The following is a 16,430-nucleotide window of genomic DNA, read 5'->3' as shown; positions in this document are numbered from 1 at the left end:
GTCCTATTCAGGTTTTTCACGTTCGGCCTGGCACGTTGCCGGGGCATTTTTCCAGCGGCTGATCTCGAGATCGCCGGAGAGATCGCGCAGGAAAGTCGGCGCGACAATCAACTCTTCCACCACCGTACGTGCCGGCAAACTGGCACACAGCAGAATGGCTTCAGCCACATCTTCCGGCTGCACCATGCCATCGCGAATTGCCTGAGCCGGTGGATTGGCGCGGTTATCCATAATCGGCGTGTTCACCTCTCCCGGCAGAATGCAGGTTGAGCGAATGCCGTCATTGCGAAAGGTGTTGTGCAGATAGGTCATGAAGTTACGCACCGCCGCCTTCGCCGCGCCGTATGCCGCGCCGCCCAGCAGATTAGGCCGCAGCGCAGCGAGCGAGGAGACGGTGATGATGGTGCCGTCCTTGCGCGCTAACATCTCCGGCAGCAGCGCCTGCGTAAGCAGGAACACCGCTTTCATATTGACGTCCTGTACCTGATCCCACTCCTCTTCGGCAATCCAGCGCGCGTTCAGGGTTTTACTGGCGCTACCGGCATTGTTGACCAGAATATCGACGCGTCCCAATTCGGCAATCGCCCACGCCACCAGCGCATCAACCTCGGTTTTTTGCGCGATGTCTGCGGCATAAGCGCATACCTTGCTGCCCTGCGCCTGCAAGCTTGCTGCGACCTCGTCCAGCACCGACTGGCGACGCCCCACTAACACCACCTGGGCGCCACGTGCGGCAAATCCCGCCGCGGCTGCTTTGCCAATGCCGCTGCCAGCACCGGTAATCAGCACTACTTTTCCCGTTAACGAATCCATGCTTTAGCTCCTTTTAGCTTCATTCAGGTTCACGCCATAATCACGCAACGCGCCTGCTTCAGTGATGTAACCTTCCTGTACGTCCCACAAAATGGCCTTAAGATCGCGTTCGGCCACCGGCATCTTGCCGCCGCCACCTGGCATTTGAATGGTGACTTCATCGCCAGGTAACACATCATGGCGGCCGACCGGTTTCGCCAGCGATTCGCCGTTAATTGCCACAAAGTTAGGCGCACCCGCCGCCGCGCCCAAAACGCCTTCTGCCGCGTGTTTTTGTCGCGAATAGAACATGCTGTGCGAAAGCGGATATTTGCTGGTATTACGAATCACCATGCGTTGCGCCACGCCGCCACGATAGCGACCGGCACCGCCGGAATCGGGAACGATGGATTTCTGCAGGAACAGCAGCGGTGTGGCAGATTCAATCAGTTCCACCGGCGTGGAGGACATGTTGCCGGGAAAGCCGGTGACAATGCCGTCTGCGGCAGGGCGTGCGCCGGTACCGCCGTTCACGCACAGGCTTTCAACAAACCGCCGCCCGTCATCAAACTGCCCGGCGAACACATCGCAGGTCACCGGCGCACTGCCGGAGTGGCCCATCACGCGATCCGGCATGATCTCCGCTAGCGCAGTAAAAATCGCCGCGTGCGCCATATGCCCAACACGGTTGCGCATCTCGACCGCACAAGGTGGACGCGCATTGGCAATCGAGCCTTCCGGCGCGGTGACGGTGATGGATTTGAAGCAGCCTTCGTTATTCGGCAGATGCGGCTCCAGCAGGCACTTCAGCGGATAAACGCTGTAGGCATAGGTGAACGATATCGGACAGTTGCTGCCAAACAGCGATTCCGCGGAGGAGCCGGCGTAGTCGATAGTGATGTTGCTCCCCTCAACAATTACCGCCACGTTGAGATGGATATCCCCTTCATAGTCACCAATATCGACCGCCGCTTCATAGCGCCCATCCGGCACCGCCTCAATCGCTTTGCGCATGGCGATTTCAGTCAGCGAGTGAATTTTTTCCGCCAGCGGCGTAACGGATTCCAGCTGCAGGTCATCCATCAAACCCAGCAGACCGTTGGCACCTATCTGATTAGCCGCCAGCATGGCGTGCAGATCGCCCTCAACCTGATCCGGCGAGCGCACGTTGGCAAGGAACAGATCCAGCAGTTGCTGATTCACCTCACCCGCAATCATCAATTTGCTTGGCGGGATCAGGAAGCCCTCTTCGAACATGTCGCGCGACGATCCCATATTCAGCGAGCCGCCAATGTCCGACATGTGCGCCGCCGCGCCGGTAAACGCCACCAGCTTGCCCGCGCGGAACACCGGCGTAACCACCGTCACGTCATTGAGATGGCCGGTGCCGAGCCAGGGATCGTTGGTGATCAGCGCATCACCGGGTTTTAGCGTCTCCGCCGGGAATTTTGCCAACAGATGGCGCACCGTGGCGGGTAGCGTGCCAATAAACACCGGGACGCTGGTTTTCGGTTGGGCCAGCGAACTGCCGCTGGCGTCCATCAGCAGGCAGGAGTAATCGCCAACTTCGCGGATAATGCTGGAAAACGCCATATTGACCAGCGTGGCCGCCGCTTCTTCCGAGATACTGACCAGCCGATCCCATGTAATGCGCAGACTAATGGGATCGTCGAGAAAACGCAGATGATCGGGGGTTGTCGCACTCATCAATTCAGCTCCATCAAAATATTGCCTTGTGGGTCCAGCTGCGCTGACGCGCCAGGACCGACATAAATCGCGCACTCTTTTTCCTGCAGCAGCGCCGGGCCGTGAATCGCTTCACCGGTTACCAGCAAGCTGCGCGGGATCACGCGGCAGGCGCTAAAGCCCTGCTCGCGCCCCAGATACACCTGCAAGCTTTTCTCACGCGCTTCGGGTTCAGCGTGGCGCAATCGATCGCTGGTATTCAGCGTCGGCGGCGTGGTCTGCACGCGGCCACGCCAGTTCACCACTTCCACCCCTTGTCCCGGCAATGTGCGACCAAAGCGCGCCAGGTGCGCCGCTTCAAAGGTATCAATTAAGGCGGTTACATCGCCTTGGGTGAGGAAGGTTTCCGGCAGCGTCACGGTCAGTTCCGAGCCTTGACCAACATAGCGCACGCCCGCGAGTTTCTGCTGAAGCGCTGTGTTGGGATCGGCGTTAGCCGCCGCCAGCGTAGTGATCGCTTCGTCAAAACCTTCGGCAAACAACGCCGCGATGCGTTTGACATCAATGCCCGGCTGCAGGCGGCAGCGATCGCTGCGTACGAAGTCGGCGCTTGGCGGTGCGGTTAGTAAACCGAAGGCGGAGTAAACGCCCGCACCATTGGGGAAATAGACGCGCTTGACGCTCAGCTGTTTTGCCAGCGACCAGGCGTGGCTCGGGCCTGCGCCGCCGAACGCCAGCATGGTCATCTGTGCTGGACTCACGTTTTTCTCAACGCAATGGGTGCGCAGTGCCTCGGACATTTTGCTATTGGCGACTTCGTGAATGCCCCAGGCGGCATCTTCAATGCTCAATCCGAGCGGCTCGGCCACGCGGCGTATGGCCTGACGCGCCGCCGCGACATCCAGCGGCATGCGTCCGCCGAGGAACGCATCGGGATCGAGCAAGCCCAGCACCAGGTTGGCGTCGGTGACGGTTGGCCGTTCGCCGCCGCGCGCGTAACACGCCGGCCCCGGCCAGGCGCTGGCACTTTCCGGACCGATTTCCAGCAACCCGAGTGAATCGACGCGGGCGATACTGCCGCCGCCGGCACCAATCTCAATCATGTCCACCACCGGCAGCTTGACCGGCAACCCGCTGCCTTTCAGCAAGCGATCCGCACGCCCGACTTCATAATCAATGGTGATGGAGGGTTGGCCATCGCGCACCACACAGGCTTTGGCCGTGGTGCCGCCCATATCAAACGCCAGCACCTGCGGCTGGGCGTTTTTCCGGGCAAAAGCGGCAGTGGCGACAATACCGCCCGCCGGACCAGATTCTATGATGCGCGTGGGATAATCAGCGGCAACCTGCGGTGCCATTAACCCCCCGTTTGATCCCATCACCAGCCAGTCGCAGACGAAGCCGCCCTCACGCAGTTTGTTCTCCAGCCGCGCCATGTAGCGTCGCGCTTTGGGCTGAACAAACGCATTCATGGCGGTTAATACGCCGCGGTCGTATTCGCGGATTTCACGCGACACTTTGTGCGAAACCGAGATCGACACACCGGGCAGTTCGCGGCTGAAAATAGCCTCGATTTGATTTTCATGATCCGGCCAGGCATAGGCATGCATACACAGCACGGCAACCGCTTCATAGCCTTTGTCGCGCAGCTCTGCGGCCAGCTGCACTACTTCGGCTTCGTCGAGCGGCGTAATTACCGCGCCGCGCGCCGTCACGCGTTCGCTAATTTCATATGACTGCGAACGCGGCAGTAACGGCTGTGCCGGTGCACCGTTCAGGTCGTAGATGTCATAACGATACTCACGCCCCAGCACCAGCACGTCTCGGAAACCGCGCGTGACCACCAAGGCGGTCTTCGCGCCCCGTCGTTCCAGCAGCGCATTGATAGCCAGCGTGGTGCCATGGGTGATGGTATAGATGTCGTTGGCTTTAAGCCCGGCCATTTCCACCAGCTGAGTTAAGCCGGTGTAGGCACCTTCCGAAGGATCCTCCGGCGTGGTGAGGGTTTTATGCCGCAGCGCTTCGCCAGAGATATCATTCAACAGCACCAGATCGGTAAAGGTGCCGCCAATATCAAACCCTATCCGCCAGGGTGACGCGTTTTTCATAGTGACCTCGAAATCCAGATGTGAGCTGATTGCTACGGCGTTCACTCGGCAGCGAGTGGCTTACCGGCGGTTTCTTTCAGATACAGCGTGCTGATGAGCGTCAGCGCGGCGGTGAAAATCACCATATAGCTGGGAATACTGGCGATGCCGGTCAGACCGATTAGCCAGGTCATTAGCAATGGCGCGGAGCCGCCAAAGATCACCGTGGAGAGGTTGAAACCGATGCTGTAGGCGCTGTAACGCACGTTGGTAGGAAACATTTCGGCCAGCGTGGCTTGAATCACGCCAGCATGTCCGGCGAAGGCAAAGGCCAGCAGAATCGCCGCCATACACGCCAGCGGGAACATGCCGAGCGTCAACAGCCAGAAACAGGGCCAGGCCAGCACCGCCATGGCGATAGCGGAGGCCACCAGCAGCGGCTTACGCCCCAGACGATCCGACAGCCAGGCCATCATCGGAATCGCGCCAATAATGGTGATCAACCCGCAGGCGGTGACCATCAGGCTTTGAATCTGCTGGAAGTGCATTACTTTGTTCAGATAAGTCGGCATGTAGACAAAAAGGATGTAATAGCCAGGTCCGTTGACCGCCGGCAAGGTGATCGCCAGCCCAATCGCTTTCAGATGACGCTTTGAGGAAAGCACTTCACGCAGCGGATTGCGCACCACGCGCTTGTTGGCTTTTACCATCTGAAAGTGAGGCGTATCTTCAATGCGCGTGCGGATGTAGACGCCAATCAACGCCATTGGAATAGCCAGCAAAAACGGCACGCGCCACACCCAGGCGGTCATCGCCTCGCTGCCGAACACGTTGATCAATCCACTGATCAGCAAGCTGCCGAACAGCAGAGCGATAAACGATCCCATTACCAACGGTGACATCACCATCGCACGGCGGTGATCTTCGGCATACTCCGCGACGAACGAACCGGCGCCGGAGACTTCACCACCGGCAGAAAAGCCCTGCACAATGCGCAGCAAAATCAGCAGCGCCGGTGCCGCCCAGCCGATGCTGGCGTAGCTGGGCAGCAGGCCAATTGCCGCTGTCGCCAGTGAAATCATCAGCAATAAAATCGCCAGCAGCTTCTGACGCCCCATTCTGTCGCCGAGATAACCGCAGATCACGCCGCCAAAGGGGCGAACAAAAAAACTCACGGTGAAGCCGAGGTAAGTCAGCATCAGGCCTGAGTCGCTGCTACTCATGTCACTGGCGGAAAACACCAGCACCAGCGAGCTGACTAATAGGCCGTAAATACCGTAGTCATACCATTCAACAAACGAGCCGACACCGCCCGCCAGAGAGGCGCGACGTACGACGTTATTTTTGGTTGTTCCGTCCTTCGGCAAAGCGTAATCCATTGTTACCGCATGTGATTTCGTCATTGGTTTGCCCTGAAAGTGTGTTGATACATCCCCGGAATTCGTGAAGCCAAAGGCTTACTTATATTGACGCGTCACTTCTGCCGTCATCTCTGCTTCACGGCGCGCGACTTCCTGCACCGCCGCTAATACCGCCTCTGCACGCCAGAACGGAATGATGATGACGCCATCATCGTCGCCGACCACAATATCGCCGGCGCAGCACACCACGCCGCCAATCGCGACCGGCTCACCGATGACGCCAGGACCGTTTTTGAACGGACCTGCCGGCGTGGTGCCGCGACAGAATGTGGGTAAGCCGGTGGACTCAATCACGCTGCGATCGCGAACCGCGCCGTCGATAACCTGCGCCACCGCACCGGCATGCTGAAAACGCTGCGTCAATTGCTCGCCCACCAGCGCCCGATCGATGTGTCCCTGGCCGTTGATCATCATCACGTCGCCCGGCTGGATGTAATCCAGTGCGCGAATCACCGCAGCGTTATCGCCTGCCGTGACCTGCACCGGAAAGGCAAAGCCGACAAATGCCGTTTTTGAGGAGACCGGAACAATGCCGCCATCGCACATATTCAGTCTTTCCATCGCATCACCAATATTGGCAACCGGAAATTCAGCAAATGCCGCCAGCCATTTATTCTCTGGGCGCTGCCATGAGGTAGAAATACGCACTTCAGCCGTTTCAAGAGCCATTGTTGGTCACCTTTAAAATGAGAAATAATTAGCAAGTGAGAAACTTTTATCATTTTAAAAAATGGATATGCAACGGTTTTTTTACATGAATATGACAGGTGCGTGGTTTTAAATTAACCACGAGATGGGGAACTCACACGAAAGAATCACAAATAAACATATGATAGATAACAATAATTTTAGTAAGTTATTTATTACCTGCAGCTGGCATAAATCGAAATAAAGCGGATTGTACGCAGATATATTGTTTTCTTATGTCGATTTCATGATGAGCAGCACAAATTCAGTGCACTACTTATTAAATTGAGGGATGAGCGTCACAAATTAGTGCAGGAGTTAATAAATCGTCATAAGCAAATAAATAATACCTGCAGTTTTCAGCGGTTAAATATTTGCGGGTAGGGTTAAATTGCACCGTTGCGGTGCGTAGAGGGATGAGTGGTCGCCATAAATGGCGACCCTACGAACGGCTGTGCCGGTTTTCCTGGATTAACTCACCATCATCACATCAATTTTCCCTGGAAAATCGGCACTGATTCGAACAGATAACCGTCGAAGTCTGGTGCATCCGCATCGGACAACTCTAGCAGCGTGTTCTTGACGTTTTCCAGGTGCTGCCACATCGCCTGCCAGGATCCCATCACATCACGACGTCGCAGCGCCGCCAGAATCGTTTGATGATCGCCTAACCACTTCAGGCGATAGGCGCGGGTTTCATACTGCGGTCGCAGTTGCTGCCAAAGCGGGCTGGCTTCGTGATGACGCCAGACGCTGGTGACCGTGTCGAGCAGCATCTGATTTTGCGTTGCGCCCGCTAACAGCAAATGAAATAACTTGTCGTTATCCTGGCTGCTGTCATTGAGTGCGATGGCGCGCTGCTCCTGCTCCAGCGTACGACGCAGGTTTTCGATATCGGCTTTGGTGGCCATTTTGGCGGCGAAGGCTGCAATGTTGCTCTCCAGCAGCTGACGCGCCTGCAACATCTCGAACGGGCCGACATCGCTGCGGAAAAAGGCCTCTTCCGCATCTTCACTGGCGGAAGGAATGCGCATCACGTATACGCCGGAGCTCTGGCGAATATCTACGGTGCCTTCCAGCTCCAGCATCAGCAACGCTTCACGCACAATGGTGCGGCTCACGCCCCAGGTTTCAGCTAACTGGCGCTCAGGCGGCAGTCGTGAGCCAACGGGATAATGGCCATCAAGGATTTGCTGACGCAGATGTTGACCAATTTCCTGATACTGCTTTTTCTCTTGTGGCGCTTCGGCTTTTTCCACGCTCTCACCCTTTTCCATCATGGTGCACCAGGTCCGGTCGCATCCTCTGCGAGCCGGAACCCTACTGCTATCTGGGCGCTAGTGTACCAAAGCCAGCGCCTGATCGAGTACCTTTGCACCATTCAACGTGCCGTAAGCCACGCTATCAATCACCGCAATCGGCAGCTGATAGCTGTCGGTCAACTTTTTATTCTCCTCCAGCTTAAAGCGTACCTGCGGCCCCAGCAGCACCACGACCACCTCCTGGCCGTAATTTTGTAACTCTTCACGCAGGTTTTGCTCGGGGATGGCATAAATTTGATACGCAAGGCCACGTGCTATCACCTCTTTTTCAATGCGGGTGACCAGCAGCGAAGTCGACATGCCGGCCGCGCAGGCAAGAATAATACGTTTCATAGGTCGTCCTTATTTGGCTTCATCGTCAATATTGAGGGTCAATTGCTGCGAGTCACGCAACTGACGGAACCAGTGCGCCGATTTCTTCATCCGCCGCTGGCGTTGATTGTCGAGATCAATCTCGATCAGTCCGTAGCGGTTTTTGAACGCATTCATCGGTGAAACATTGTCGGTGAACGCCCACAGCATATAGCCCAGACAGTTGCTGCCCGCTTCACGCGCGCGCACCGCCTGGTAAAGATGTTCAGCAATAAAGTTAATGCGGTAGTCGTCCTGAATTTCCCCCTGCGCATTCTTAAATTGCGCTTCGTTTTCGATGCCCATGCCGCTCTCCGCCACAAACCACGGCAGATTGCCGTACTCCTCTTTCATACGCTGCGCCATGTCGAAAACGATGCGCGGCTGAATTTCCCAACCGCGCGAACTGTTCATGCGGCGGCCCGGTAACTCAAAATGCTCGTAATAAAAAGCGGGGTGAAACGGCGTCTCCGGATGCCAGGCACGGGAAGGCGCTTTCACGCGATGCGGATAGTAAAGATTGAGCCCCACTTCATCGACGGTATTGGCGCCGATGATCGCCAGCTCCTCCTCCGTCGCGTCCCACTGCACGTCATGTTTAGCCAGCAGCTGCAGCAGTTCAGCGGGATAGGTGCCTTTGATCGCCGGGTCGAGAAATACCCGGTTATAAAACAGATCGTAGCGTTGCGCGGCTTGAACATCGTGCGCGGCAGACGATCGCGGATAAGTCACCTCAGGATTAAGAATGGTGCCAATCGTGCCGGCGTATCCCTGCTGGCGGAACAGTTTCACCACCTTCGCCGTGGCAAGATTTTTATGGTGATTCCACTGCATCCACTTATGCGTGTTCTGCTCATAGGGCCAGCGTATCGCATCAAGATAGACGCGGGTCTGCACCACAATCGGCTCATTAAAAACAAACCAGCGCGTCACTTTTCCGGCGTAGCGGGCAAACACCTTTTCGACATAGCGCGTAAATAGCTCGACCACATGCTTTGACTGCCAGCCGCCATACGCCTCCAGCAATTGCAGCGGCAGTTCGTAATGTTCGAGGCATAACATCAGTTCAATGCCCTGGCGCTGCATCTCATCAATCAACTGGTCGTAATAGGCCGCGTACTCTTCATCAACAATCGCGTTTTCATAATCGGTGAGAAAACGTGACCAGTTGATGGAGGTGCGATAGTGCGTCAGCCCTGCCGCTTTCATTAACGCCACATCTTCGCGAAACCGGTTGATAAAATCCGTCGCCACTGCCGGCCCGTAACCGTTATGCCAGACATGACGATCCTGCTGATACCAGGCATCGAGGTAAGAGTCCTGCCCCGCTTTTTTGCCACTCCAGCCTTCGGTTTGCCAGGCCGACGCCGCCGCGCCGAGAATAAAGCCTTCCGGCAGCCTAATGGTGTGCTTACTCATAGGTTCTCCTTAATTTTGTGCCAGCTCTGCCTGCAAATTTTTCGCTTCCGCCGCTTCAGCTCGACGCGCAGCTACTTTGACAAAGGGCAGATAAATCAATACCGAAACCACGATGCAGATAATTTGTGTCACCACCGCACCCATCGAACCGGCGGTAGAGAGCCACGCGTTGATGATCGGCGGCGTGGTCCAGGGAACCATCACCACCGCTTTACCGGCGAAACCCATCACCGTGGCGAAATAGCCAATCGAACCGGTAACCAGCGGCGTAATGATGAAGGGAATGGCAAGAATGGGATTGAGCATGATCGGCATACCAAAAATCACCGGCTCATTGATATTAAACAGGCCCGGTCCAAACGACAGTTTGGCGATTTCACGCATCTCTTTACGTTTGGTGGCAATCATCACCGCGGTTAACAAACCAATCGTCAGGCCTGAACCGCCAATGCTCATATACACATCCCAGAACGGCATGGTGATGATGTTTGGCGCTTCCTTACCCTGCTCGAAGGCGTTCATGTTGACCAGAATTGCCCCCAGCAGCAGCGGCTCGCGAATCGGTTTCACCATTTGGTTGCCGTGAATACCAATCACCCAAAACAGCTGGGCAACAAACATCAACAGCAGAATGCCCCACAGGCTCTGCACCACTGACTCCAGCGGCTGCTGCACCACTTTATATACGGCGTCATACAGGTACATGCCGGTGATCTGATGGAAGATAAAGCCAAAGGTAGCCACCAGCGTGACGGTGATGATCGACGGAATCAGCGCGGAAAATGACGCGGCCACGTTCGGCGGCACGGTATCCGGCATCTTGATTTTCAGCCGCTCAACCTGCTCCAGCCGGCAGTAAATCTCCACCGAGAGAATGGCAATAAACATGCCGAGGAACAGACTTTTGGTATCGGAGAACTGTTTCGCCAACACATCGGTGACCACATGCATCTGCCCGTCCACCAGCATTTGCAGTGTGGTGGGCGTGACGGAGATAAAACAGATGATCGCCAATAAGCCCGGAAACAGCGTTTTAATGCCGTTGATGCGGCCGAGTTCAATACCAATCAGGAACACTGCGCCAATATTCAGAAAGCTCAGCGTCGCGTAATTAATGCTGCTGGTGATCGGTTTTAAATCGGCGAGAAACGACAGTGACGCGAAACTGGCGAGGCCATTTTTCGGATCGAGCACCATGTTAGAAATCAGCACCGAAAAAGCACCGACTATAATCACCGGCATCAATGTAATAAACGAGGCTTTGATCGCCATGATGTAGCGGTAGCTGTTGAATCGCGTGGCAAAGCTACCCAGTGAATCGATAAGACGTTCCTGTAGAGACATTGGTCAACCCTCAGCGGTTTTAAGTGTTATGCGTGAGCTTGATGGTTCGTGGCATACCAAAATGGCGATCATCGTGATTAATTTCTGTGATCCTGCTCGCGGAACCTCTTTTTGGTATTCCGGTAGCATCGTTAACGTTAATTTGGCATACCAATAAGTGAGGCGGCTATGGATTTTGAACAAACGATGATGGAGTTGCTGATTAATGCCGGTGAGGCGAGATCGCAAGCCATGATGGCGATTCAGCAAGCCCGCAAAGGCGACTGGCAAGGGGCGGATGACGCGTTAGCGGCGTCGGACGAAGCTGCAAAGGCGGCGCATAAGATCCAGACTGCGTTAATTGGCGCCGATGAAGGCAGCGGCAAAGTGCCGGTCACGCTGATTATGGTGCATGCACAGGATCATCTAATGACGGCGATGCTCTGCCGCGACCTGGCGGGCGAGTTAGTGCTGTTGCGTAAGGAGTTGCAAGGTCACTGAAGTTAAAACAGCAAAATCCAAATGGAGAATGAATTTGATACGGCTATTAACCGTACGCATTGACATGATTATGCGGTAAGGGTAATTTGTCCACATACGGTTATCAGCCGTACAAGGCTAACTGAATTGAAAGACATCACTCATAATGCAACGCTGCATAAGTTTAAGGACTGACGTCAACAGGAGGCGTTTTTACTCTACGAGGCTCTCGCTATGCCAAAAGCACCCGCACTTAGTACCGATACACGCGCTGTTAAAGATGCGCGCGTCGAATTAAAAACCAGTTCAAATCTTAAAGAAGTTCTTAAGGAAGCAGCTACCGCTGCAGGATTAGATTTGAGTGCCTTTATCTTAAATGCGGCGCTTGAGCGTGCAGAAACCGTTTTGGATAATCAGCGACGTCGTCAGCTTTCTGAAGAGAGTTGGCAGCAAGTGAATCAGCTCATGTCTGAACCTGCAGCTCCGACGCTGGCATTACAAGCGTTGATGCGAAGGAAAAGAGCAGATGGAAAAGTCGACAAATAGCACCGACGTTATGGTGTGCGCTTACAAGGCAGACATCACCTATCCCGGCAATAAACACTTCGATTGCGGCAATGCAATCATCAATTCCTTTGTACGAAACTCGCTTAAAAAAAGCGTAAAAGATGGAAACTGCGCAGCTAAAGCGTTGATCGACGCTAACACAGGCGAGCTATTAGGAATATGTACGTTCAGCGCTTATTCCCTATTGAAACAGAAACTTACTGGTGTGTTGTCAGGTTCATTGCCAGCTGAAGTAGGCGTTGTGCGCTTAGTCATGCTGGGAGTGGCAATCCGTGAACAAAAGAGAGGTTATGGCCAGGATTTGTTGGGGGCATTCTTCGACCACGTCAAAATTATTCATGAAGCATTGCCTGTAAAAGGCGTTTATCTGGATGCCGAACCGCAAGCCGTGAATTTTTACACCCGTCTGGGGTTTGTAACATTGCATGAGCCGCCAAATGTATTTGGCGCAATCCCGATGTTTCTGGCGATTCAACACATTCTGGCGGCATGAAGCATATTCATTAGGAAAGCAGCCGTCTGGCCGATATAACAGAATGTTAACAAAGCCATCGCAGAGGAACCTATGGCGCTTTCACATGAATTGATTTTGATCTACACCACTTATTTCGTCGCCACCGCCAGTCCGGGTCCCAGCAACATGGCGATTATGGGCACGGCCATGAAACAGGGACGCGGCGCGGCGTTAGCCTTAGCCAGTGGCGTGATTGGCGGTTCGATGATGTGGGCGCTGTTGGCGGCCTGCGGCGTACTCACCGTGTTGGCTACCTTCGCGCAACTGCTGATTGTGCTGAAGATTGGCGGTGGTTTATATCTGCTGTGGCTGGCCTACAAGGCTGGAAAATCGGCACTGCGTAAGTCGGATGTCGGGGAATTAGCGCCGGGCAACGAAAAAGCGCGTTTTGGCACAATGTTCCGTCAGGGGATTTTAATGCACGTCGGCAATCCCAAGGCGATCCTGACCTGGGTAGCCATCATGTCGGTAGCGCTTAAACCGGGCGCCGCTGCGTCAACCTTACCGATGATTATCGCTGGCTGTGCGGCAATTTGCGTGCTGGTGTTTGGGGGATATGCGCTGCTGTTTTCCACCGCAGTGATGGCGGCCTTCTATCGCCGCATCCGCCGTGGATTAGATGCGCTGCTGGCCTGTTGCTTTACCGTTGCGGGTTTGAAGTTGGTGTTCAGTCGCAGCTGAGGTCGATACGGTCGCCATAAATGGCGACCCTACAGAACACGCGGCGCACAAAGCAAAATCAGGAATTATTCGGCGGTGTAGCGTCGGTTTCACTGAACGCTGGCTTCTGACGCGTAACAGAATAAACCACGTTTTTTGGGCTGTTTGGATCGGTGGTGACATCCACGGAAGCAATCGTCACTTTGCCAAAACCAAATAGCGTCTGCACGTAACCACCAATCTGGTGTTTACCTGGCGCCACGCGAATCTCGCGCTTCTCACCCTTCTTCAACAAACCGGCATCCTGACCATCAACCGTCACATAAACGGAAGAGCCGTCATCGGTGCGCGTGACCAGATGCGAAACGTTGATTACCGTTGGGCCGGTCTCAAAAGGAGAAGGCGAGTCATTGTTGTCGATGGGTGCGCCGGTCGCAGGCTGGGCCGCGGAGGTATCAGCGGCGGCTGTGGTGTCAGTGGATGTACCGGTAACGGCGGCAAGGCGAGCGCAGCCGGTAAGCATGATTGTTGCCATCAAAGTGGCCAAAGTGAAACGCGATAACATCGTGACGAAAAACCCCTGCTAAATGAGAAGCGTTCATTTTAGCGTGCCTTGCAGAGTGATGACAGTCACACAAATACAGTATTTTCCGAAAACCGGTCAGGAAATGTTTCATTGGCAGGCGTGCCGCACGCGATGTGCAACGAAACGGCGGCCGGTCAGGCCGCCGCGGGAATTACCAGCTGTAGTTAACCGAGGCGACGATCGAACGACCGCTGCCGTAGAAGCAGGCGCTGGAGTTACTGCAAGAGGCCACGTAGTGCTTATCCGCTACGTTATTAACGTTCAGCTGCAGCGTGGTGCCGCGCAGCGAATTCATCGCTTCACCCAGCTCATACTTTGCCATCACGTCATACAGCGTGTAGTGCGGCACGTTGTCGGTGCCGGTCTCATCCGCTGGCGTGGTGCCGGTGTAACGTACGCCGCTACCCAATGTAAAGCCGTTCAGTACGCCATCGAGGAAGGTATAGCTGCCCCACGCTGACGCCGCATGACGCGGAATGCTCGACGGTGAGTGACCAATACGTTCGGTGATGCTGCTCTCTTTGGTCACCGCATCGGTGTAGGTATAGGCGGCCAACAGTTTGATCTCAGGCGTAATCTGCGCATGCGCTTCGGTTTCAATACCCTTCGAACGCACTTTACCGATCTGCTCGTTATAGCCAGTCACGTTGTTATAGGCAGTGATATTTTTCTGCGTGATATCAAACGCCGAAACGGTAAAGACCGCATCCCAGCCAACCGGCTGATACTTCACGCCCACTTCCGTCTGTTCGCCGGTGGTCGGTTTAAACGGATCGGTGCCCGGCGCGCCGCTGCTCAGGTTTGGCTCAAATGAAGTGCTGTAACTGACATAGGGTGAAATCCCGTTATCAAACGCATACAACAAACCCGCGCGGCCGGTAAACTTGTTGTCATTCTGCTGGGTTTCGCTGTTATCGGTGCGATCCTGGGTGCGAATTTCGCTCCAGTCATGACGCCCCGACAGCAGCAGATTCCACTGATTCCACTCCAGCTGATCCTGCAGATAAACGCCAACCTGATCGAGCTTCTTGCGCGTGCTGGTGGTCAGCGTCAGATCGCTCTCGTTAATACTGATACGCGTAGGATTAGCCCAGTCGAGAATGTATTGATCGCCGCTGTCGCGCCACAGTTTGTTATCGACGTCGCTCCACTTGTAATCCAGCCCGCCGAGCACAGTGTGCGCGACATTGCCAGTATCAAAGATGGCTTTTAGCTGGTTATCAAGGCCCAACTCTTTCGACTTGATCTTGTCGTGCTGCGGACGACGGTTGATCGAGTGATCGTTATCGGCATCAAAGGTATACACCAGATATTTGTACGATTCGTCCATGTTGCTGTAGCGCAGATTCTGCGTGAAGCTGACGTTGTCGCTCAGGTTGTGCTCGAAGATATACCCGACTGACGTCTGCTCGCGCTTGGCTTCATTGAAGCTCGGATCGCTAACGTTGAAGTCGTAAGGAATGAAGCCTGCGCTGCTCTCTTTCAAGGTCCCGCTGGCGGGCAGGAAGTTACGATAGCCCGCTTTTGGCTCGTTCTGATACATCGTCAACAGTGTGAAGCTGGTATCGGCATTGGGCAGCCAGGTGATCGCTGGCGCAATCGCCATTCGCTGCTGTTTGTTGTCTTTGACGAACTCATGTTTGGTGCTGGCGATGCCGTTCAAGCGGTAGAACAGCGTGTTGTCATCATTCAGCTTGCCGCCGAAATCAAACGCCGCTTCCCCCAAATGCTGATTGCCGCTACTGAGCTGTACTTTGTGAATGCTCTGCGCGGTCGGGCGTTTGCTGGTCATGGCAACAATACCGCCCGGATTAACCTGGCCGTACAGCACCGAGGCTGGGCCATGAATCATCTCTACGCGCTCCAGCAGCCAGGGATCGATCTGCCCTGCTGCGCCCCCCTGACCGGACAAACCATAGCTCAGGCCATCCAGGAACTTCGGCGCATAGCGGAAACCGCGCGCAATGATCTCATCGTTACGATTGGAGTTGCCGCGATAGTTAGTCAGCACGCCGCTGGTGTAGCTCAGCGCATCCGCCACCGAGGCCGCCGCCTGGTCGTCCATCTGCTCGCGCGTAATCACCGAAATGGATTGCGGCGTTTTACGCAGCGGCGTGGATGTTTTAGTGCCTGCCGCGCTCTCTTTCGCCACATAACCCTGCAGCGGTGAGGTCACACTTTCACGCGTGTCGGCATTCACGGTAAGGGTTTCTTCCGCGGCCGCGCTGAATGCCGCAGGTGCCAGCAACAAAATTGAGGCCAGAGAGAGATATAACCGATTGAATCTGAATTGCAGTGCCACAGCAGGTATTGCTGATTTTTTTGCGTTAACGGACATAGTTGCCATCTCTATTTCAAACTGCCTTGTAGATGAAATAATCCGTTCGTTCGCCATGCCCAACGGCGCGGCTGTAACGGATTGAAATATTACTGCCTTGAGTTATTTACGGTCCTAATCTCCCTGCGTGACGTCCTTCACAAAATAATCCACTGAAAATACGAAGGTTTATTAGGCGCGAAAAATCATATTGCAAA

General features: G+C 54.9%; 15 protein-coding genes. 4 read left to right on the top strand and 11 right to left on the bottom strand.

Annotated features, from left to right (window positions below):
* Positions 1 to 3: 3 nt before the first annotated feature.
* The 9 genes from WFL93_RS08905 to WFL93_RS08865 all read right to left on the bottom strand — a co-directional run bounded on the left by WFL93_RS08905 (position 4) and on the right by WFL93_RS08865 (position 11,109).
* On the bottom strand, positions 4 to 813 hold the full coding sequence (locus WFL93_RS08905) for an SDR family oxidoreductase (protein WP_336777915.1): 810 nt from the start codon (positions 811 to 813) through the stop codon (positions 4 to 6).
* Between the two features lie 3 nt (positions 814 to 816).
* Positions 817 to 2,499 (bottom strand): hydantoinase B/oxoprolinase family protein, encoded by a 1,683-nt coding sequence (locus WFL93_RS08900; protein ID WP_336777914.1) that lies wholly within the window; start codon positions 2,497 to 2,499, stop codon positions 817 to 819.
* On the bottom strand, positions 2,499 to 4,586 hold the full coding sequence (locus WFL93_RS08895) for a hydantoinase/oxoprolinase family protein (protein ID WP_336777913.1): 2,088 nt from the start codon (positions 4,584 to 4,586) through the stop codon (positions 2,499 to 2,501). The genes WFL93_RS08900 and WFL93_RS08895 overlap by 1 nt, the downstream gene beginning before the upstream one ends.
* Before the next feature lie 41 nt (positions 4,587 to 4,627).
* Entirely contained in the window at positions 4,628 to 5,968 is a 1,341-nt protein-coding gene (locus tag WFL93_RS08890; protein WP_049852820.1) for an MFS transporter, read from the bottom strand.
* Between the two features lie 54 nt (positions 5,969 to 6,022).
* Positions 6,023 to 6,655: an aldolase gene (locus WFL93_RS08885; RefSeq protein ID WP_049852819.1), complete on the bottom strand. Its 633-nt coding sequence runs from the start codon at positions 6,653 to 6,655 to the stop codon at positions 6,023 to 6,025.
* A gap of 503 nt (positions 6,656 to 7,158) precedes the next feature.
* Entirely contained in the window at positions 7,159 to 7,932 is a 774-nt protein-coding gene (locus WFL93_RS08880; RefSeq protein WP_036621357.1) for an FCD domain-containing protein, read from the bottom strand.
* 78 nt (positions 7,933 to 8,010) lie between these two features.
* Complete coding sequence (locus WFL93_RS08875) at positions 8,011 to 8,328, bottom strand: PTS sugar transporter subunit IIB (RefSeq protein ID WP_336777912.1); 318 nt, start codon at positions 8,326 to 8,328, stop codon at positions 8,011 to 8,013.
* Positions 8,329 to 8,337: 9 nt separating this feature from the next.
* Entirely contained in the window at positions 8,338 to 9,765 is a 1,428-nt protein-coding gene (locus tag WFL93_RS08870) for a glycoside hydrolase family 1 protein (RefSeq protein ID WP_336777911.1), read from the bottom strand.
* Positions 9,766 to 9,774: 9 nt separating this feature from the next.
* Positions 9,775 to 11,109, bottom strand: coding sequence for a PTS sugar transporter subunit IIC (locus tag WFL93_RS08865; protein ID WP_049852816.1), 1,335 nt, complete (start codon positions 11,107 to 11,109; stop codon positions 9,775 to 9,777).
* Between the two features lie 168 nt (positions 11,110 to 11,277).
* Here WFL93_RS08865 and WFL93_RS08860 point away from each other — a divergent pair, with 168 nt between their 5' ends.
* The 4 genes from WFL93_RS08860 to WFL93_RS08845 all read left to right on the top strand — a co-directional run bounded on the left by WFL93_RS08860 (position 11,278) and on the right by WFL93_RS08845 (position 13,330).
* Positions 11,278 to 11,589, top strand: a complete 312-nt coding sequence (locus tag WFL93_RS08860) for a PTS lactose/cellobiose transporter subunit IIA (RefSeq protein ID WP_009128272.1) — start codon at positions 11,278 to 11,280, stop codon at positions 11,587 to 11,589.
* A 213-nt stretch (positions 11,590 to 11,802) separates the two neighbouring features.
* A complete protein-coding gene (locus WFL93_RS08855) occupies positions 11,803 to 12,114 on the top strand; it encodes a type II toxin-antitoxin system TacA family antitoxin (RefSeq protein WP_336777910.1) in 312 nt (103 codons plus the stop codon).
* A complete protein-coding gene (locus WFL93_RS08850) occupies positions 12,095 to 12,628 on the top strand; it encodes a GNAT family N-acetyltransferase (RefSeq protein WP_336777909.1) in 534 nt (177 codons plus the stop codon). The genes WFL93_RS08855 and WFL93_RS08850 overlap by 20 nt, the downstream gene beginning before the upstream one ends.
* A gap of 72 nt (positions 12,629 to 12,700) precedes the next feature.
* Entirely contained in the window at positions 12,701 to 13,330 is a 630-nt protein-coding gene (locus WFL93_RS08845; protein ID WP_180824231.1) for a LysE family translocator, read from the top strand.
* A gap of 58 nt (positions 13,331 to 13,388) precedes the next feature.
* Here WFL93_RS08845 and WFL93_RS08840 read toward each other — a convergent pair whose 3' ends face one another.
* Together WFL93_RS08840 and WFL93_RS08835 are read right to left on the bottom strand one after the other, a co-directional pair.
* On the bottom strand, positions 13,389 to 13,874 hold the full coding sequence (locus WFL93_RS08840; protein ID WP_007891284.1) for a hypothetical protein: 486 nt from the start codon (positions 13,872 to 13,874) through the stop codon (positions 13,389 to 13,391).
* 172 nt (positions 13,875 to 14,046) lie between these two features.
* The gene (locus WFL93_RS08835) at positions 14,047 to 16,233 is read right to left on the bottom strand and encodes a TonB-dependent siderophore receptor (RefSeq protein ID WP_336777908.1); all 2,187 of its coding nucleotides are present in this window, start codon (positions 16,231 to 16,233) and stop codon (positions 14,047 to 14,049) included.
* Between the last annotated feature and the right edge of the window lie 197 nt (positions 16,234 to 16,430).

Origin of the sequence: Pantoea sp. USHLN256, assembly GCF_037149875.1 — a bacterium.
GTDB lineage: Bacteria > Pseudomonadota > Gammaproteobacteria > Enterobacterales > Enterobacteriaceae > Pantoea > Pantoea nemavictus.
The sequence above is the reverse complement of the archived record's forward strand: the minus strand, read 5'-3'. Positions and strand labels throughout refer to the sequence as shown.